Genomic DNA, 19,647 nt, shown 5'->3' on the forward strand with positions numbered 1-19,647 from the left:
TTCGTCTTGAGTTTTTGGAGTGGGGCAGAGGATTTACCTATTTACAGCTACTTAATTCGTGGGGTCATTGTCTACCTATACATATTTATCGTCGTTAAAGTTTTAGGGCAACGTTCTATGGTATCTTTTCATCCTATTGATTTTATTTTCGCTATTATTATCGGAGATATTGTGGGAGCACCTTTATCTTCTGGAGATATCCCTCTTGGTGGGCCTCTTGCAGCAGCAACATTAATCGCAGGACTCCATTTGTTATTAACCAACCTTGCTTTGTATAGTGCAAAAATCAGAAGATTTGTCGAAGCAGAACCCATTGTCGTGGTTAATAAGGGTAAAATTATGGCCAAACAAATGCGCAAAGCTAAATTGACTATTGAAGCCTTATTAATGGATTTAAGACTGAACCAAGTTAGTGATTTAACAGAAATTGATTATGCCATTCTAGAACCTAATGGAGAGATTAGTGTCATTAAAAAGAGTAAACATGATTCCTTGACTCCAGATGATTTGAATTTGGACGTTACAGAAAAGGGATATCCTTCTGTCTTAATTCTTCAGGGAGCAATCAATCGATCGAACCTTAATAAGATTGGCCACAACGTGAAATGGTTGGAAGAACAGATATCCAAACATGGGTATAAAAATATAAAGGACATTTTTTTATTAACGGTAGATGAGCGAAGTGGAGTTATCTATATTAGCGGTGAATAAAAGGACTGTGTTCAACATGAGCACAGTCCTTGATTCATTTTGACCCCTTATTTCCCCATCACCGCAAAGTAATTTTCTTCGTAATCTGCAAAGTTAAATACTCTGCCAGTCGGTATATTGACAATCTCTCCTACCGTTACATTGCTATTGGATAATTTGGTATGTAATTCATCGAGATTTTCAGAGAAAAACATTAATGAAGGAGTACCAAGGTTTAAATCAGGTTCCATTTTTGCGATAAATTCCTTATCATGAAGGATGATACTTGTTTCAGATTCCATCGTTGGAGCGATTTCGATCCATCTCATACCATTGTTTTCCTCAGCTTTTACACAAAAACCTATTGTTTCGGTCCAGAATTGGACTGCCTTGTCTTGATCATTAACATACAACATAACTTGACCTAATCTGTTAATCAAGTAAATCGCTCCATTCAAATAAAAAATTTGGCCACTCTGCTAATTGAATTCTTTCCCTACCTTCTTTTCAATTAGCTCCAAGAATGATCCGTACTATTATATTCTACTTAAATTTTCTTTTACCTTCTCAAGAAAAGTCAAATAATCTGAATGTTTTAAAATACCTGAAGTAAATTCTCTCATGACAAAAAGCCCCCAACTTATATTATATTGGGGCCTTAGTGAGCTTCATTTTCCAATTCAGATAACTCTTCTATACTTCTCTACCAAGTACTGAACTCCATATAATAAATACGCTTTATAATTTATATAAAAGAAGAATTGAACACGATTTAATTTGTTTAAACGAATGATTTTAAATTTTTTTAATACATCCATAACGAAGAATGCAAAAACTCCATCCGCTATAGCGTTTAGCGCAACGAATTTTTTAAAGTTTCCGTATGAAAATTTAAGGAGCCACATGGAAAGAGGCATATACGGACCCACACTAAAAGGTAATTCATCCTTTATGAAGGATTTAGGCTTATCATAAAACTTCCACCACTTTTTTCTGTGACCATACAAGTGATTAACAATCTCGAAAAGAATAATAAATATGCCAGATAGGGAGTACCTTTTAAAATTTTGCTTTCCTATAAACAACAATGATAACCATGGAATCAAAATAATGATCAGATTAAACATGGAATGTCTCTTTGATACCATTAACCATTTCACCTCAACCAACTTTATTTAAGATCTCTTGTTTAAGATGTCCAAAAGCGATGAATATAAAAGAAGGTGTTTACGATTATTTAAAATGAGGAAAAGATAGAAGATAAATAAAATTCTGGAGGTTACATTGTTTAAGACAATATTTTTGCAACTAAGGAAAAGTATTTGGCTGGTACCTAGTTTTTATAGTGTTATTGCCTTTATCATTTCAATAATCGTACTGTATATGGATATCTTTTTAGCTGAAAAAATAAAATTATTATTTCCTGAATTTATTTTTCCAAGTCATGATTTAGCAAAAACGTTACTATCAACGATTGCCGGTTCGTTATTGACAATGACAACGATTACGTTCTCTACTGTTATGGTTGTTCTAACTACTTATTCATCTCAATTTTCACCTAGAACTCTCCAAAACTTTATTCGTGACCGAGTATCTATGCGTGTACTGGGGATTTTCTTGGGAGGCTTTGTGTACTCTATATTCTCACTCTTTTTCATGAGTGAAAAAGCCATCGCTGACCCAATCATCTCTACCCTAGCTGGTGTCTTGATTGCCTTTATTTGCATTGCTTTCTTTGCTTATTTCATCCATCATGTAGCCACATCGATTCAAGTAAGCGAGCTCATCCAAGCATTAACAGATGGGGTCATTGAAACAACACATAAAAAGCATAAGAAAATTACCGACAATAAGAATATCTCCGTTATCACTGTAAAGCCGGTGATACCTTCAGGATATGATAAGCAAACGCATATATCGGCGGATAATTATGGATATATACAAACATTTGATATGGATCATCTTTATCATCTTGCTCAAACAGAAGATGTTGTTATTGAAGTGAAATATCCAATTGGTCAATTCGTATCGGCAAAAAATGTTGTTTTCACCATTAACTATAAGGAAAAAGAACCCAATCTTTCTGTACTCGAGACAGTCATGCTTGGGACAGAAAAGTCAATGGAGCAGGATATTGTATTTAGTATTCAAAAAATTGTTGAGGTTGCACTCCGAGCGATCTCACCTGGATATAATGATCCGAATACAGCAATAGATTGTATACGTCACATTGGAGTCAGTATTTCTGAGTCTGCAAAGCTTCACGGAACATATATCGTCTATTATGATCATGAAGACAAAGTAAGACTGACCATTCCGAAGATCTCATTTGAGGATATTTTATACCATTCGTTTTATCAAATTTGCCATTACGGAAAAGACGATATTTCCGTTATGTTTGCTGTATATGACGCTCTCATTGAAATCGCAATAGATGGTACTACTCATATAAAAGAAGCAGTCTTTCAATTCGGAGAATATGTTTACAACAAAATCAATCATTCTAACTTACACCGACTGGATGAAAAAAGACTAAATAAGAAGAAGGAAAGATTGAAAGATTTATTAGAGAAATAAGCTTAATCGCATTTATGATAGACAAAAGTCCCTTTCTGAAAGGGACTTCACATAACCAAAGGTATTAAAAAATCAAACGTTTCTGAACTCATTTCAGAATATCTCTCTAATTTGTTTTCTGCGGGCTGAAAACCGTAGCGGTTGACCAATTGAATGTAGGAAAAACAATGAAAGGGATCGTCTCCTTGACAGTTCTCTACGACGGCAAACAAAATGGGTGGAACTCGTTCGTATCGAAAGCCTTCTTTTTCCTCCATCTGGAAGCTTCCGTTTACCTCAAACCCTATCTCTCCTATAATATTATCCTTCGTAATTCTCTCGTTTATTACATATACCTCTTCTGAACAGATTGCTCCTAGTTTTTCTAACAAATTCTTAGCCGACATAAAATGGTTTCGAAAAGGGTGGGGACTTCTTTCTACTTCTAACTTTTGCCAAACGAAATGCTTTTCTTTCTCCCACCTTGAAAGTAAGAGGGTCTGAGGGTTATTGACCTTGATTCCCCCTACATAGTTTCTAGCCGCTACAAGCACTTCCACTCTTTTATCCAAATCTTTCTTCCAGCTGTGTAGCATTTTTTCCTTTTTATGTTCATCAGCTTCATTGTATTGTTTAATATCCTCAATAGAAATATCAGCTTGTCTTAAAGAATCAATCATCTTTGCTTGATGAATTTGGTCATAAGTATAAGCTCTGTAGCCATTATCCAATCGAGTGGAGGGCTGCAGAAGTTTCTTTTTATCATAAAATCTCAGCTTGCTAGGAGGCAGCCCCGTTCTTTTTGAAAACTCCTGTATAGTAAGATGCATGATACCACCAATCCGAATTTAATTTGCTTGGTAAGACCAAACGTCTATACGGTTATGATCAGGATCATAGAAATGGAACCCTCCCCAACCCTTTAAAGGATCACCTGCAACTTCAGAAGGCTTGATTCCATTTTGAATTAATAGATTGTATTCATCAAAGAATACTTCCGGGCGGATATCATAATAGGTTCTTGCCTTGTTGTCATTTGGTTTTTCTACCGATTTGTCCGTACTCTTGATTAACCATATGTAATCCCAGAACTGTTCACCTAAAACATTTCTATCGTAGGCATCCTCCGTTCGCATATGGGCAAATCCTTTTTCTTCATCTAACTCTACTAATTCAAATCCAAGGTGCTTTTCATACCACTCTGCAGAAACCTTTGGATCCATGACGGGTATAATCGTGTTCACACTCCCAAAGCCTATGATACCAGAAGGGGGATACTCATTTTCATCATTCTGCCTTTGTTCTTCAACAACGGTTAACTTCATATTGTCAAATGCTAAAATATCACAATACCTTTGACCATTTGGCAACACATGCACTTCTGTAGAGCTTATTTTTCTGTTCGCTAAATAGCTAAGTGTCTCGTTAAGGTCATAGGTGACAAATACTAGCTTAACGTTCCCCTCCGTTTCAGGTGAAAGGAAGTGTTCATATTCCCCTTCAAATGACTTAATGGTGACCATTCCTGTCCTTGGAAGCTTCATAAAACCTTTTCTACCCATCCATGTAGTGATTTTATCTACACACTTCCAACCAAACACTTCTTCATACCACTGAACCCCTTCATCAAACTTGTCAGGATCCACCATAATAAAGCCTCCATCCCATCGATACATCTGAACCACTCCTTTATTTTTTCCTATATCTTAAGGATAAAGGTTGAACCTGGTTTAATGTCAATCGTTTTTTTCCTGTAATAACCAAAAAAAGAGTTAAGCCCTTTGATTCACTAGAAAATAATCTGCACAATCTGATGCTAATTTTCCAAAATAAAAAAATGCCAATGGCACCTTGAACCATTGGCATTTCTAACTAACTTATAAATAACTCTCATGCATAGAACACATTGCACACAATAATCTTTGTTCATAAATGGAGTATTCGGTCGCTTTTGTTAAGTCTTTTGGTAAGATGCATCCACACCTCTCACACGACTTAATGACTTCCTCCTCTTCTAAAAAGGCTCTCCATGTTCTTTTTTCCTGTAGAGGGAAGGAATAACCATAATGTTTTTCTTTCATTCACATGCCTCCTTCCTTTTACTAAAGAATATGAATCTATATTCAAAAACATTCACTAATAAGTGTTACAAGTTCTTTTCAACATGTGTGGAAAAACTACACTAAAAGTCTGAGAAAATCTTAGACTATTATATGAAAGGAATTCCCCTTAATTTCTGGTAAAATTTATGCAATAACAGTATCCGGAGGAATGAACTTGAAACTTCTTGAACCCTTTAAGCAATATGTAGACCTATTACATTTAGACGTTGAATTACCTACCTACGAATATTTAGAAAAAATCTGTTCCGCTCACTTAAATACTTTTCCTTTTGAAAATATTAGTAAACTTATCTATTACAAAAGTAAAATTAATCATGTTAATCCTTCTATGTTCGTACATAACTATCGTGAATTTCAGTTTGGGGGAACATGTTTCACGTTGAATTCCAATCTACTGCTCTTATTGAAACAAGTAGGATTTGATTGTTATCTAGTCATGCTCAGTGAACAGCATATGGCCATTGTCGTATTAATAGATGGGGTTAAATATTACGTGGACTGCGGTGCAGCTGCTCCGTTTTTCAAACCAGTTGATTTTGAGTTCAACCCTACACATGAAACCGTGTTTGGAAAAGATGTCATAAGAATTTCACCTAGCATCAAAGCTGGTGTATACCAATACAAACGTTTCATGAATGGTGTACAAAGTGGAGAAACATGGGAATTCACCCCTAAAGAAGAATACATAATAGAGGATTTTTCAGATATTATTTTAAAATCAAATCAAGAAAAAGCACCATTTATGACTCTTCTAAGATGCCAACTTTATCAGACGAATAAAAATAGAAGTGTCTCTTTAACCAATAATACACTTACTATCCGTCATGATAACGGGGAGTCCGATGTAACGATATTAAAATCGTATCAAGAAATAAAAGAAGTGATCGAGTATGAATTTAAACTTCCTAAACTCCCAACAAAGGATGCAATTGATATTCTAGAAGAACTACAAATCAATCTATTTGAAAAAGAATAAAATAAAAGGAGCTTGTTTTTGTCTACAAAGCTCCTTTTACTAATTTTTATTCTCGGTTGGAAAATGAAACTCACAGGTTGTACCCATTCCAAGTTCACTATGAACCTTAATCTGGCCTTTCATCGCTTTAACAATACTGTACACGACCATCATTCCAAGTCCTGTTCCTTTGTAATCCTTCGTTGAGTAATAAGGCTCCCCAAGCCTTTCAAGCTGCTCTTTTGTCATGCCTATTCCTTCATCTTCAATCATAATGGAGACATTTTTCTCAAATGTGTTAGTGCGGATGGTAACTATACCACCGTTCGGCATCGATTCAATCGCATTTTTAATGACATTAATGAAACATTGATGGAATTTCGTTCGATCTCCCAGTAACATCCCCTTGTCTTCATAATAGGTAACTATTTCAACGGAAGATTGATTGGCTAAAGGCTGGAGGATCGATAAAATAAGATCTAATTCCTTTGAAACCTCTATTTGTTCCATCTTATTTAATGTGGGCTTTGAAAAAGTCAGGTAGTCTTTTATCACTCTTTCCGCTTGATTGAGTTCGCTAATTCCAATAAACGCGTACTCTCTTGTTTTATCCGATAGATTCTCTTGCTCCTGAATAAGCTGAAAAAAACCTTTTGCTGATGTCAATGGGTTTCGAACCTCATGAGAAATGGCGGCCCCCATATGTTCAACCGCTTCTAGCTTTTTTGACTTGATAGCTATATCTCTTAGCACTTTATTTTGCAGAATAAATTCAAGTAAATAAGTGATTAACCCCATCCCTAATGTAGGAATAATGATATAAGCAATCCATACAGTCACACTGTCCACACGATTACCCAAATACCCCATTAATAAAAGTGCGGTCAAATTCGTACTAAAAGCAAGACCCATCCCCCAAATGTATTTCTTTCCGGTAGAGAAACGTTTAAATTTCGGATGAAGGTACCAAAGTATGACTCCAAGAGGTCCAAATACAAGAATCGTTACATAAAACCCGTCACCGATTTCAAGAAGTCCCCGAAAAAAAATAGCGAATACGACAAAGATGGGACCCATTCCATGATAAAGTCCAGCAATCAATATGGGTATCACTCGTAAATCAAAACGAAAGGTATCATGATGATAAGGAAGAGCAAAAAGAAAGCAGGCTAGTAAGGCTACAAAAAGTCCATAAAACCAAAGCATTCTAGAGGTTCCAAATCCTAAACGTTCCGCCCAAATATGAAAAATAAAAAAGCAAACTAATAAAATAGAATAATTAAAAAGTAAGTGTTTGATTAGATCCAAACATACCACCATCCTAATTAAATATTACATTTTCCGACACAATTAGACAACGGTTATTTTAGCAAGCTATGATATGTTGGAATATTAGCCCTTTTTTTCAAAATACATGGTAAAATTCAATTAGATTTATATCTAGGAGGATTCACCTTGAAGAAAAAATATATCCTATCTGCAGTTGGAATGTTAGTAATCTTAATATCTATGGTTATCGTAGACATGCAGAAGGTTAAAAATGAAGAAAAGCCCCCTCTACCAACCGTTTTTGTTGGAGAGAAGAATGTCCCAGCAGTCTATCAGTCTTTTAGCTGGCATAACGGAAATAAACAGAAAATCAAAACCAAACCTGTGAAAACATTAGTAGAACCTTTTAACGATTTAGTCGTCCAGTTTTCAGAGAAAGATGAACCAGATGAACTTGTCATTGAGATGACAAACGCCAAAAGTTACTATTTACCTTATTTGGAATCTAAGGTTGAGGATAACCAAATGAAATTGCCTGTTTATCCTGCTACTTTAGAATTGTCGATTCAAGCTAAGTGGAAGGACAAAGGAGAAGCTACTTATCGTGTAGCGGTCGACATCGAGCAAAAAACCTCCTATCAAAGATGGCTCTCTCCTTCTGACGATGGCTACGGTCTTTTAATTATTGATACTGAAAATGGATCAAACTCAATCCATCTCCCTCCTCATATTGCCGGGAAGGTGTTAATGATGGGAAGTATGGGCACCCAATCTATAGAAAAAGTACGAGAAGATTTCCCAGAATTAAATATAGAGTCTATACCGACCTTTGTTCTTTTAGACCAGGAAAAAATCGTGCTGAACACAAATAATAAAAAAGAGTTTATCTCCTTCTTTGAATCTAAGGTAGGAACCGCATTTGAAAATATATTACCTAAAACGGACAATACCATTTCTACTCTATCGATAGTGAATGACTATGAATTGATACAAAAGATAGATGAAAAAGTTTCTCCTTTTTTCTTAAAGTCTTCACCAATGTATCGTACAGGTCATATTTTTCATGAGAATGATGGGCTTCATGAATATTATCCAGAATTACCAATAGAAAAATTCCCTGTTTACTTTGTTTTTGATCAAAAAGGGGTAGCGTATCAAACCTATGAATTAGATGAGTTTATTCAGTACTTAAAGGATGTTTTTAAAGATTAATACATAAAGGCGGGAGAAAATATGAAAAATGATTTGTTTTTAAAAGTCATATTAAGTGGTATTTTAATATGCTTAATGGTCATTGCTTTCAACTTGAACTCAAATGAAGAACCACAGATTTTACCTCCTGCTAATGTGGATGTTAACAATCAAGGCGGCAAGGTGGTTCAAATTGCACCTAATCGAATTGGTGTGATTGATACTGGTTTTGCCAGCGGCTGGGAACAATTGGTGATTTTTGAATATAACCCAGATACGAAAGAGTTTGAAGTGGTGGATTCCTTACCTTATGAGGATTACTTTAATCATCCGAAAGAGCATGGAATACCGGTAAGAGACGACAAATATGGGAACTAGTTAAATTACGTAAAAATCCACCATCAAATGAAAGATGGTGGATTCCTTTTTATAGTTTAGAAAACTCCTCAACAAGCTCAGCAAACTTTTTCAAGGAATTAGCAATCGGTTCTGGTGTGGTTAAGTCTACCCCTGTTTTCTTTAATAGCTCTAATGGGTAATCTGAACTTCCACTTTTCAGGAATTCTAAATAGGAAGTAAGTGTTTCTTCATCTCCATCTAGAATGTTCGTCGCAATGTGAATGGCTGAAGCAAACCCTGTTGCGTACTTATACACATAGAATGGACGATAGAAATGCGGAATGCGTGACCAGCCATATTTGACTTCCTCATCTAACACGAGCTCATCCCCGTAATACTCCTTAAATAGCGTCTCATATGTTTCGTTAAATACTTCCACATTTAATGGCTGATTGTTTTCTGCTTTTTCATGTGTAAGCTTTTCAAACTCAGCAAACATCACTTGAGTAAAGAACGTTCCTCTGAACTGGTCGATAAAATGGTTCAACAGGTGCTTACGAACTTTTTCATCTTGTTCGTTTTTTAACAGATAATTGATTAATAATACCTCATTTACGGTAGAAGCTACCTCCGCTACAAAAATGCTATAGCGAGCCGTAATTTGCGGTTGATGCTGGGAGCTTAACTTGCTGTGTACCCCATGGCCACATTCATGAGCAAGTGTAAATAAGCTGTCTAGGTTGTCACGATGGTTTAGCAGGATATAAGGATGGACTCCATACACGCCTAAGTTGTATGCACCGGAACGCTTTCCTGGTGTTTCTCGTACATCAATATACCTGGAGTCACGGAATTCTCTTAAAATTTCTACGTAGTCTTCCCCTAGTGGTGCTAGAGCCTTTAGCATCGTTTCATAAGCTTGCTCATACGAAATCTCTGGTTTCACTCCGCTAACTAATGGAACATTCATATCATATTGACGCAGTTCCTCAAGCTGAAGCTTTTCTTTACGAATTTTTGAATATTGATGTAGTGATGCAATATTGTCCTTCGTTGCTTGAATCAGATTCTCATAAACTTCTTTTGGAACATTATCTCCGAATAATGCTTTTTCTAAAGCGGAAGGATACTTTCGTAATTTGGAAATCGTTACATTATTTTTAATAGCAGCTGACAAGGTCGATGCAATGGAATTCTTCAATTGTACATATGGCTTGTAATAAGCTTTATAGGCTTCTTTCCGTTTCTCACGGTCTTCATCCTCAATTAGCTTTGAATACATTCCTCTTGTAAGTTCAACCTTTTCCCCATTTTCATCCGTAACCTCACCAAACTTAATGTCGGCATTGTTTATCATTCCAAATGTGTTACTAGGAGATGATAGTGCTTCCCCAAGTTGAGAGATAATTTCTTCTTGCTCCTTGCTAAGTACGTGAGCTTTGTAGCGGAAAGATTCAAACAAATCTTCCTCAAAATATTTCAAGCCCTCTTCTTCCTCTATGTAACCTTTTAACGTCTCTTCATCTAAGCTTAATAAAAACGGCATAAAAAAGGATGTTGCAGAGCTAACCTTTACGCTTAAGCTTTTCGCTCGGTCCAGTAGCGATTGAGAAGAAGTTTCTCTAGTGTCTTCATCCACTTTTAACATCGCATAGGCGAACACATGGTTAAACTTGTAGGATAACTCCTCTCCTTGTTTTAAATATTGGTATAATTTTTTACCGTCCTTTATTTCACCATCGAACTTCTTTTGTTCCTCAGCCATTTTTTCAATCGCCTGTAAGTCCTCTTCCCACTTGCTTAAATCAGAGTACAAATCTTCTAAATTCCACTTTTCATTTTCAGGAACTTCTATTCTTGTTTTATAGGTTGTTGTCATATGATCTCTCCTTCCTTTTTCTATTGTACTAAAGTCTGAATTAATTTTCACATAATTGCCACAATTGTTCTGACACCACCATGTCCGATTTTGCCAAAAATCTATATAACATATATGAAGGGATGGTGCATGTGATGAACATGAAATCTGGAAACATTGAACAATTTGAAAAGTTTTCTTCTTTTTGCGATTTGAAAGAATTTAATCACCATATGGAGAGGTGGTTTCTTGAGCTTGGCCATGAATTTTCTAAAAGTGAAATCGTTGGCTTAAAAAGATTAATTCGTTATTCGGCTAAAATTCCTGGAGTTTGCAACGCGAAAATTGGTACCATTTTAAAAGCGATACATACGGAATATGAAGGCAACGGCATCTCCCGCTCTACTTTTAAACGAATGATTATAAAAGCAAAGGAACTAGGGATTATTACAGTACATGAAACCGAACGTAAAAACGGTTCCCAAACCAGCAATCTCTATATTTTTAACCGTTTTCCAACAAATGAACCACCTAAAGAGGAAAAAATGAACCACCCTAAAGAAGCTTTTGATCTTTCTAAAACTAAAAAAGAAAACAACAACAAACGTAAAGACGCATCGTTAATTGTGACGCAAGCGAATAATTTGGATTACACATTTACCAGTGACCAAGTGCCACAGCCTTTTGTAGAGTTGGTGAAGTATTTTTACCCAGAAGCAAGAGTTATTGAAGAATACTGGCATATGACAAAAATTGCTGCTTATCGCAATAACCGAGAGAAAGAAAGTGGTCAAATGCTAGAAGTATCAATAAAGTCTTTTAAACAGCTGATTAGTAAAATAAAATCTGGTGAGAGCGTTAGAAAACCCGTTGCCTATTACTATGGAATTTTGAATCATAAGTTTGAGGAACTATATTTTGATGAATTAGTTGAGATGGGATTTTGAAATTAAGGTTATTTCAGGATTGGTTATTGGGTAAATCATTCAGTTTGCACAGTAGTATCAGTTATAGATGGTGCCCATACAGACCTTAGTTGATTTCTATTTTACAAACAGAAAGAAGACCCAAAAGAGTCTTCTTCCTGATTCGGTCTATTCGAAATACCTTAGAACATCCTGTGAGCCTTCGCATTACTTCTAGCAATGATAACAGACTGCGAACGCATCGTATGTCCGTTAACTTGGGAGCTAGCTCTCTTACGTCTGGTCCAATTATGGTGAAACAGTTGAGAATGTGGATCTAAATGATCTTTATAACTCACGCGTAATCACCTCATAGTCAGGATAGGTTATTTCTCATCAACCATGATATTACAGGGAATATCTTTTAAAGTATGTGAGTTTTAGCTGTAAAAAATACACGATTTCCTAAGTTAATGACCGAATACTCACATATCAATAGAGATAATATAAAGTGAACGCACTAGTACCTGAAATTGTCTTTAAACTCCGGGGGGCGTAAAAGAACAAAACAAACTAGCCGCGGCTTACTTCCTTATTTACCAATCCTGTTGATACTACAAGTAATCCACCAATGATCGTGATATTTTGTAAAAAGCTTAAAAACTCACTTGCTTTCATTTCCGGTGGTAAAGCCCAGAAGTTGTGGAAAATAAAAGTAGTTGGAATTAAAAACAAGGCAATGATGGTTGCTATTATTTTTGTCTTGTAACCTAAGATGAGTAAAATTCCTCCTCCTAGCTCAATCACAATTGCGATTACTAATAGGAAAGAAATGAACGGTAATCCTTTCATATCCATCCAAGCTGTTGTTGCTCCCCAATTTATAATTTTATAAAATCCCATATAGGCAAAAACGGCTCCCATGAGAATTCTTCCAGCAATAAACAAACCGTTATTCATGTTTCTCTCTCCCTTTACACATTATTTAGTTAAAACTTTATACCCTAGTTCTGTAATATTATTAATAATTTTCTGTTCGTCCACTAAATCTGGACTAAATTCAATTACAGCTTTTTTCTCTTGTAACTGAACCTCAACATGTTCCACACCATTCAGTTGCTGCAAACTACCCTCAATTTTCCTAACGCAACTACCACACGACATACCGTTTATATTTATTTTCATTTGTTTCATTTGCTATTTCCTCCTCTGGAATTTTAAGAAATGTGCATTTTGCTTACTATACCGCCGTAGGGTATATAAAATGGTAAAAAAATATAAAATTTACACTTATGATTTTTTACTAATACCCCCCCTTCCAAATTTATCTTTAACTTACATTTTTATACTATACCCCTGTACCCTATATTGTCAACTGCTTTTTTTAGAAAAATTTAGTAATTGTTTACCATTACAAAAAATCCATCATTTAAAATACCCTAAGGTTAATGTCCTTAGGGTTTCTAGTTGGCTTTTATGTTAAGGGCTGAGAGTATTTCAATGTTCACCATTAGATATTTGCCATTAAACGTCTATAAAGAACACCCATATATAACACAAGCAAATGCACAGGCATCAACATATATAGATAGATTTTGTTATTGGGTTGAATGATTTTTAATTTAAATAACAACTGATCAAATAAATGTAATAACAATAGGACAATCGGTTTTTTTCTATTACTCACAAAAGTATTAATGGTTGCTCCTACTGATGTTACGAATGTATAAATGGGTATTAATACAAAGTGCTCCCAGTACCGATCTTTCAGAAAACCAATGTGGAAAAAGTACTTTCTAAATAGGGCTAAAGGGAGAAATAAGATATTTGTATAATTGACCCAATAGAAAAGAAACAAGGCAAAATTTTTATTAAGTTTGCCTCCATTCTGGATACTAACCCACCATTTTTTTACTAAGTAAAAAAAAATGGGCATGGCTGTTATGGTATAGGCTGTCTTCCACCAATTGTTCCTAAAGACTTTCCATCTAATAAAAAGTTGCTCCACGATTCCGTAGAATAATGTAAAGCCCATTTTCCATTTCCAACTTAAGTTAAAAAGAACTAAGAAAGTCCCTGCAATAGGAACAAATACTGATTGAGATAGTACCGCGCCAAAGACGGAGTCAATCCAGCGATTTTTAGACACTTTCGGATAATAGGTATACATCTTAAATAGATTGAGGACAAAATATTCAAACACATAACTAAGACCTATACCGAAGAACAGTACTGCGAGCGTTTTTTGCTTGTTTTTATAAAAGGTATAGAAAAATAAGATGATATGTAGAATCGCCAAAACCATAAAAGGAATCGTTTTATTTTTCATATAGAATCCCTTCCTGCCGCACGGAACATGAATGTTTGCGCTCGCAAATATGTACTTGTATATTCCCCTTTTCCCGAAATGGATATACATAGAAATAGGAAAAAAATCCTAAATATGAACCAAATCTTAAAATTAGTTGACAGAAGAAGAATGATTTGGGATTTAAAGGAAATAATGTACATGTATTTTATTTACTCGGGAGGGAGTACTAGTGAAACAAGAGAAAGAGCTATACTCAAAAGGTCATTTAGTGTTCACCTTTTTACGAGGTCTTAATACAGTGATTGAAGAGGACATTAGGATTAGACTTAAAAATCTTTACGGATTAACCTACCCTACCTTTAAAATTCTATGGATTCTTTCCTTTGATAAAAAAATGACGATGTCCGAAATTAAGGAGATTACTCTCACAAATCTGTCTAACACATATAGACAACTTTTAAAATTAAGCGACTTAAACATAGTGACAATCGGAATACACGAGGATGCTCGAGTTAGAGAGATTAGCCTAACAGAAAAAGGAAAAGAATTGGTCGATACCATTCTCAATGAACATTCTCATAGTACAAATTTACATCTATTTTCCATATTATTAAAAATACCTGAAAATGATTTAAAAACCTATATTGAAGTTTCAACATACTTGAGTAAAGAACTTTTAGGTAAAAGATATACGGATTGGGCCATAAGAACTTCGGACTATTTAAAAGAGATTTAAAACTTAGAAAACCTATACATTTTTACCAAGTATAACAACCCAGAAAGATAACTTTCTGGGCCTACAGTTAGTTTATTCCATTCATCATTTGGTTTAGTGGCTCTTTAGAAATGAGCTTTCCTCCTACTAATGCCTTCATAAACATTTATTTTTCCTTTTATCTTATAATCCCTTCTCCTCTAGAGTTTCGGTTTTTTTTATATGTCTTAATTCATTTATTAAATATTGTTCTATTAATCTCGTATCATCTGGATGGAATAAATGAGCCGATTTCTCTACCCAAACAAATTGTTTCCCTTGGCTCGCATATAGTTGATTTAATAATTGTTCTGCCAAGATGCCGTGGACGTGGAAATCCTTTTTGCCATGAATTAGTGTTATAGGAATAGGAAGTTCTTTGACTGTTTCCATAAAATTTCTTTCAGCCAGTTCTTCGATAAAATTTTGTGTATAGATAAGCTTAAAACCATAATAATAGGAATTCAAAATGTCTTTAAATGTATAATCATCTGATTGAAACATCGGTTTGGAAACCCCTAATAATCCAGGGTGCTTAATCTGATCATCTGTATAAATCAATGTATTAAACTTTCGTTGCCATTTTCTTAAAATCCCCCACTGCTTAAAGCTTTCTACAAATGGCGGTTCACCTATGGAATTTAGCTCTCCTAGCGCTTTTGTATGACCTCTGCGTTTTGCTTCTTCTTTTATCCAACGGAGGGCTAATCGGTCGTTCTCAGTCCAGCTAACAATTTGGGATAACCCTACATAAGAATAAAATTTCTCCGGATATTTCGAGACAAGTTCTAAACTTACCGTTGTACCCCACGAATGGGCTGCAAGAAAGATTTTCGGTTGATTAAAACGTGTCCGCAAATAATCTGTCAGTTCATTCGCATCGGAAACAAACTGGTCAATCGTCATCGTATGAGGAAGTATATCTTTTTGATAGGATCTTCCTGTTCCGCGCTGATCCCAAAACACAACGATAAAGTGTTTAACCAATTCCTTCACATTAGTCACAATTGTATAGTCTCGCCCCCTTGATGAAACTCCCGGAAGAGGCATCGTTGGTCCACCGTGAACCACTAAAAGAACGGGATTCGTTTGTTTTTCCCCTTGTAAAAGGATGGTTTGCTCCATTCCTCCTATTTGAATTGTTTCAACAGAACTTATACCCCCTTCAGGGATAGTAAAATCGTGTCTTTTTTTTAAAAATAATGCCACTCTAAACCCCTCCTTCAAAGAAATTACGGACAACCAATGGAAGAGAAAAACAGTTAATGATTCTTAATTTGTTTTTCAAACGATTCCGTACTTTTCCCATCATCCTTCAACTCAATTGCTCGCATCTTCTCTTTCCCAATCATCTTTTTAAAACCAATTCAAAAAATTAATCGTTTTCTTCATTATGTCATTCCGACAGATTTCGTCAATGAACTTTTATGAAAATATTGGATAAAAATTTGCTTGCTTAAGGTAGCTTTGATAAACTCAATATCATATTCAACCTGAAATCATATATTTAGAGGTAATGATGAAGAAGTTTAAACTGAGGAAAGCTTTTAAAAAGAAATATAAAAAAGGACAATTCTTCTACCTAGTTTCTGAATCCGAATTTATTGGTGTGAAGGAGTTTGTTTTCCGTACAGAGGACTTAACGGAGAGGATTGTGGTCACGCAAAAAGAATTTGGTGATTATTTTATTTTTGTAGAAGATATTCGTAGTTTTGAGAAGTTAGATTACTAGATGAGGAGAACGATAATGGCTGGCACTTTAACAGTTCCTTGCCAGCCATTTGAATATGTTTAGGACTAGCTATACTAACTTAAAAATTCAATCACCCTCTGATTAAAGTCCACCGGCTTTTCCATATTAATCATATGTGCAGTCCCGGGTATGTGAACGATGGTAGAATCGATAATCTTTTTATTTAGATAATTTGCGATAGCTATAAATTCTGGGAAGTCCATTTCTGGAGTGATGATTAGTGTTGGAGCTTTTATCTCACTAACAAGGTCTATTGTTTTAGTTGTAGGAAGGATCATGCTTCCTTTTCCTTTCTCTTTTGAGAAGTTATTCCGCACCATTTCAACAAATATGGATGGGACTCCTTGCTCCACTTCGTCTAACTCTCTAAACGGACCTGCCACCCACCCCTCTGTCATTAATTGAATCACTAAATTCTGATCTCGAGTATTAGAAGCAAGATTTAATTCCTCATTGAACTTTTGTCTTTCAAGTGAGAATTCACTCCAGCCTAACAAACCCGTTGAGGCCACGATTAATTTATTGACCATTTCCGGATAAAGTATTGAGAAATCCATGCTTAACATTCCACCAACAGAGAACCCAAGGATGTTCGTCTGTTTAATTTCCAAGGAATCTAATAATCTTTTAATGTCTTCAATCAAGGAAAAATCATGATGATGTACACCCGACTGACCAAAACCCGCTAAATCAAAACGGATCACTTGAAAATGTTTTGAAAACTCGTTAAATTGAGGTTCCCACATTCTACAATCAAGTGGGTTCCCATGTATCATTAGAAGTGGATATCCTGTTCCTTTTATTTCATAGTATAGATCTGTTCCGTTTATTTCTAAAAATCCTGATTGAGATTGAATAGTATTCATTTTGACCTCTCCATTTCTATTTTGGAAGATACTATTGTATAGACAATTTTATAAACTTGCTATAATCCAGCTATACTACCCGTTTGATAAAATGCATCAACAGGGATTTGGTCGACCTCTCCCTTTAGAATTCGCTTCACGTCTTCTAACGTCTCTGATAAAGAAACTGTTTCACCTTTCTTATTTGTGAAAGCCTCCGTTGTCAAAAATGGTTGCGTCAAATAAGCTTCCAAACGTAACCCTCGGTGATAAATGTCTTGATCCGTTGTAGGCATTTTATCCATACCATATGTGCTACCTAAGAATCTCAGCTCACGATAACGGCGAAGGAACTTTCTGGCTTGTTGCTGTGTATGCATATGTTCTTTTTCCAACTGCGCTCCCTCTAGGAGAACAGAGGTAGAGTAGACGGGATGTATGGCAGGATACATTCTTCGAGAAATAAGTTCAGCGTCAAACTCCCAAAGCGTGTCTAGCGGACCATAAGGCTCCACATCATCCACAGCATCCCCTCTTAAATCTACTAATAGAGTAGTAACAGTGGGCACTCCTACATCATTAAGCTGTTCTAATAAAGTGTAGATTTCACCGTTAATCACGTTCTGTCGATCAGCAGCAAGAATGAGGTTATTTTTATCTTGTAAACCTGTTATTAATTCAAATACTTCATTTGAAGTCTGGCATATATGCTGACTTTCCGATAACACGTCTTCAATACCAGGTACCAAATCCGTTGGTTTAATAAACATCGTCACACAACCTTGTTGGTTCAATCGATGAAGTATCTCTCCTAACATGACTAACTGTCCCATTCCAGGTCTTGCAACAAGACCAATCATTCCCCCTCGAGTTAATGGTGCAAACAAATCAATCACCTTAATTCCCGTTTCAATCATTTCCGTTTCATCTCCTCGAAGGATCAAGTCATCAACCGAAACCTCAGCTAAATCTGCAAGTGCCACAAGGGTACGAACCTCCGCTCTTCCTAAAGGAATTTTTCCGGTACATAAATTTGAAACTGTTGCTGGGCGAAGACCTACAGAAGCAGCCGCTACCGTTAGATTTTTTACTTTTTGTCGTAACAACTCGACATTAAGTTTAATGTTATCCACGAAAACACCCCTTTACTTTTTAAAGAAATTTTATTACCTTTAAGAGTAATATAATACCGAGTTATGTATCTGTCAAACTTTTCCTTTATTCAATTAGACATAAAAAAGCCTGTAGAACATGTAATTATCCAAGTCTACAGGCTAGTTATTAATATATTTAGGAATGAAATTTGTTTCGTTATAGGACTCAAAATATAAGCGCTTAACCGTTTAGGCTAGCGCATCAAGTTATATATCTTAATATACGAAATAAACATTCTCCAAAACATATTTCCCATTCTTCAATTGAGTAAATTTAAATTGTACTGTTACGGTTCCAAACGCATTGAAGTTTGCTGGCTGAAAATCGTACTGAAATGTAGCAAAGCCTGATCCTTTATACGTATGGCTAGTTTTCACTTTAGAAGTCGTTACTTTCTTAACTTCCTTGGAGTAAGTGGAGAGGGTATCTTTTGAATTGGCTTTTCTCATGCCTTTTACTTTATCACTATAGCCATCTCTTACATATTTGCGTCCAATCAGCCAATTATCGTCTGATTTTTCCGCAACATGTTTATTAACATACGTATGAAAAGGTTTAGTTTTACCTGTTCTTAGTGATTCTGCATAGATTTTCATTAGTTTCGCAGCTTCTGGTTTTAATTCACTAGTTACTTTCTTCATGCTGTATTTCTTTGGAAAAGTAAGAACTCCTTTTTTTGAAACCGTGGAAGCAGCTTGTGTAAAACTCTGAGTTTCCTTGCTATTAGTAACATTGCTTTCTGCTCCAGCAACGGTTGAACCAAAGATAAGACTACATGCTAAGACGGTTGACATTACGATACCTTTTCTAAGTTTCTTCATTCCTATATTCATTATTCCTCCACTCCTAATATCCTCTTTATTAAGTTAAACAACATTTAAATAGTTCCAACAATTGTTGATTTTAGCACATTTTACCACTAAATAATTCAAAAATAATAAAA

Annotated in this window: 23 protein-coding genes; 8 read left to right on the plus strand and 15 right to left on the minus strand. The window is 35.4% G+C overall.

From position 1 onward, the window contains the following. Positions 1 to 6 precede the first annotated feature (6 nt). Positions 7 to 711 carry a DUF421 domain-containing protein gene (locus SM124_RS13990; RefSeq protein WP_322447144.1) on the plus strand — a complete coding sequence of 235 codons (705 nt, stop codon included), beginning with the start codon at positions 7 to 9 and terminating at the stop codon, positions 709 to 711. Between the two features lie 47 nt (positions 712 to 758). On the opposite strand, the gene SM124_RS13995 is transcribed toward SM124_RS13990, so the two are convergent. Together SM124_RS13995 and SM124_RS14000 are read right to left on the minus strand one after the other, a co-directional pair. Next, positions 759 to 1,130 (minus strand): VOC family protein, encoded by a 372-nt coding sequence (locus SM124_RS13995; protein ID WP_322447145.1) that lies wholly within the window; start codon positions 1,128 to 1,130, stop codon positions 759 to 761. A 240-nt stretch (positions 1,131 to 1,370) separates the two neighbouring features. Next, entirely contained in the window at positions 1,371 to 1,838 is a 468-nt protein-coding gene (locus SM124_RS14000) for a hypothetical protein (protein WP_322447146.1), read from the minus strand. Positions 1,839 to 1,974: 136 nt separating this feature from the next. On the opposite strand from SM124_RS14000, the gene SM124_RS14005 reads away from it, so the two are divergent. Continuing rightward, entirely contained in the window at positions 1,975 to 3,267 is a 1,293-nt protein-coding gene (locus SM124_RS14005) for a DUF2254 domain-containing protein (RefSeq protein ID WP_322447147.1), read from the plus strand. Between the two features lie 47 nt (positions 3,268 to 3,314). Here the strand turns inward: SM124_RS14005 and SM124_RS14010 are convergent, their stop codons facing one another. The 3 genes from SM124_RS14010 to SM124_RS14020 form a co-directional block, all read right to left on the minus strand. Next, a complete protein-coding gene (locus tag SM124_RS14010) occupies positions 3,315 to 4,076 on the minus strand; it encodes a helix-turn-helix domain-containing protein (RefSeq protein WP_322447148.1) in 762 nt (253 codons plus the stop codon). Between the two features lie 18 nt (positions 4,077 to 4,094). Then, on the minus strand, positions 4,095 to 4,922 hold the full coding sequence (locus tag SM124_RS14015; RefSeq protein ID WP_322447149.1) for a VOC family protein: 828 nt from the start codon (positions 4,920 to 4,922) through the stop codon (positions 4,095 to 4,097). A 201-nt stretch (positions 4,923 to 5,123) separates the two neighbouring features. Further along, complete coding sequence (locus tag SM124_RS14020) at positions 5,124 to 5,327, minus strand: hypothetical protein (RefSeq protein WP_322447150.1); 204 nt, start codon at positions 5,325 to 5,327, stop codon at positions 5,124 to 5,126. 190 nt (positions 5,328 to 5,517) lie between these two features. Between SM124_RS14020 and SM124_RS14025 the strand changes: the two genes are divergently transcribed. Continuing rightward, positions 5,518 to 6,345 carry an arylamine N-acetyltransferase gene (locus SM124_RS14025; RefSeq protein ID WP_407691411.1) on the plus strand — a complete coding sequence of 276 codons (828 nt, stop codon included), beginning with the start codon at positions 5,518 to 5,520 and terminating at the stop codon, positions 6,343 to 6,345. 39 nt (positions 6,346 to 6,384) lie between these two features. Here SM124_RS14025 and SM124_RS14030 read toward each other — a convergent pair whose 3' ends face one another. Beyond that, on the minus strand, positions 6,385 to 7,632 hold the full coding sequence (locus SM124_RS14030; RefSeq protein WP_322447152.1) for an ATP-binding protein: 1,248 nt from the start codon (positions 7,630 to 7,632) through the stop codon (positions 6,385 to 6,387). Positions 7,633 to 7,779: 147 nt separating this feature from the next. On the opposite strand from SM124_RS14030, the gene SM124_RS14035 reads away from it, so the two are divergent. After that, positions 7,780 to 8,805: a hypothetical protein gene (locus SM124_RS14035; RefSeq protein WP_322447153.1), complete on the plus strand. Its 1,026-nt coding sequence runs from the start codon at positions 7,780 to 7,782 to the stop codon at positions 8,803 to 8,805. Between the two features lie 21 nt (positions 8,806 to 8,826). Further along, positions 8,827 to 9,162 carry a hypothetical protein gene (locus tag SM124_RS14040; protein ID WP_322447154.1) on the plus strand — a complete coding sequence of 112 codons (336 nt, stop codon included), beginning with the start codon at positions 8,827 to 8,829 and terminating at the stop codon, positions 9,160 to 9,162. 49 nt (positions 9,163 to 9,211) lie between these two features. Here SM124_RS14040 and pepF read toward each other — a convergent pair whose 3' ends face one another. After that, a complete protein-coding gene (pepF, locus tag SM124_RS14045; protein ID WP_322447155.1) occupies positions 9,212 to 11,002 on the minus strand; it encodes an oligoendopeptidase F in 1,791 nt (596 codons plus the stop codon). 134 nt (positions 11,003 to 11,136) lie between these two features. On the opposite strand from pepF, the gene SM124_RS14050 reads away from it, so the two are divergent. Continuing rightward, positions 11,137 to 11,928, plus strand: coding sequence for a hypothetical protein (locus tag SM124_RS14050; protein WP_322447268.1), 792 nt, complete (start codon positions 11,137 to 11,139; stop codon positions 11,926 to 11,928). A gap of 161 nt (positions 11,929 to 12,089) precedes the next feature. Here the strand turns inward: SM124_RS14050 and SM124_RS14055 are convergent, their stop codons facing one another. The 4 genes from SM124_RS14055 to SM124_RS14070 all read right to left on the minus strand — a co-directional run bounded on the left by SM124_RS14055 (position 12,090) and on the right by SM124_RS14070 (position 14,215). Beyond that, entirely contained in the window at positions 12,090 to 12,245 is a 156-nt protein-coding gene (locus SM124_RS14055) for a YpzG family protein (RefSeq protein WP_322447156.1), read from the minus strand. A 214-nt stretch (positions 12,246 to 12,459) separates the two neighbouring features. Beyond that, a complete protein-coding gene (locus tag SM124_RS14060; RefSeq protein ID WP_322447157.1) occupies positions 12,460 to 12,846 on the minus strand; it encodes a DoxX family protein in 387 nt (128 codons plus the stop codon). 21 nt (positions 12,847 to 12,867) lie between these two features. After that, positions 12,868 to 13,080 (minus strand): heavy-metal-associated domain-containing protein, encoded by a 213-nt coding sequence (locus tag SM124_RS14065; protein ID WP_322447158.1) that lies wholly within the window; start codon positions 13,078 to 13,080, stop codon positions 12,868 to 12,870. Between the two features lie 316 nt (positions 13,081 to 13,396). Then, a complete protein-coding gene (locus SM124_RS14070; protein ID WP_322447159.1) occupies positions 13,397 to 14,215 on the minus strand; it encodes a hypothetical protein in 819 nt (272 codons plus the stop codon). A gap of 211 nt (positions 14,216 to 14,426) precedes the next feature. Here SM124_RS14070 and SM124_RS14075 point away from each other — a divergent pair, with 211 nt between their 5' ends. Then, positions 14,427 to 14,933 (plus strand): MarR family winged helix-turn-helix transcriptional regulator, encoded by a 507-nt coding sequence (locus SM124_RS14075; protein WP_322447160.1) that lies wholly within the window; start codon positions 14,427 to 14,429, stop codon positions 14,931 to 14,933. 162 nt (positions 14,934 to 15,095) lie between these two features. Here SM124_RS14075 and SM124_RS14080 read toward each other — a convergent pair whose 3' ends face one another. Beyond that, positions 15,096 to 16,160 carry an alpha/beta hydrolase gene (locus SM124_RS14080; protein WP_322447161.1) on the minus strand — a complete coding sequence of 355 codons (1,065 nt, stop codon included), beginning with the start codon at positions 16,158 to 16,160 and terminating at the stop codon, positions 15,096 to 15,098. A 307-nt stretch (positions 16,161 to 16,467) separates the two neighbouring features. Between SM124_RS14080 and SM124_RS14085 the strand changes: the two genes are divergently transcribed. Beyond that, on the plus strand, positions 16,468 to 16,683 hold the full coding sequence (locus tag SM124_RS14085; RefSeq protein ID WP_322447162.1) for a hypothetical protein: 216 nt from the start codon (positions 16,468 to 16,470) through the stop codon (positions 16,681 to 16,683). Between the two features lie 74 nt (positions 16,684 to 16,757). Here the strand turns inward: SM124_RS14085 and SM124_RS14090 are convergent, their stop codons facing one another. The 3 genes from SM124_RS14090 to SM124_RS14100 form a co-directional block, all read right to left on the minus strand. After that, positions 16,758 to 17,570 (minus strand): alpha/beta fold hydrolase, encoded by an 813-nt coding sequence (locus SM124_RS14090; protein WP_322447163.1) that lies wholly within the window; start codon positions 17,568 to 17,570, stop codon positions 16,758 to 16,760. A 59-nt stretch (positions 17,571 to 17,629) separates the two neighbouring features. Continuing rightward, a complete protein-coding gene (locus SM124_RS14095) occupies positions 17,630 to 18,682 on the minus strand; it encodes a P-loop NTPase family protein (protein ID WP_322447164.1) in 1,053 nt (350 codons plus the stop codon). A gap of 237 nt (positions 18,683 to 18,919) precedes the next feature. Then, entirely contained in the window at positions 18,920 to 19,537 is a 618-nt protein-coding gene (locus SM124_RS14100) for a hypothetical protein (protein ID WP_322447165.1), read from the minus strand. Positions 19,538 to 19,647: the final 110 nt, after the last annotated feature.

The organism is Robertmurraya mangrovi, from assembly GCF_034427655.1.
GTDB lineage: Bacteria > Bacillota > Bacilli > Bacillales > Cytobacillaceae > Robertmurraya_A > Robertmurraya_A mangrovi.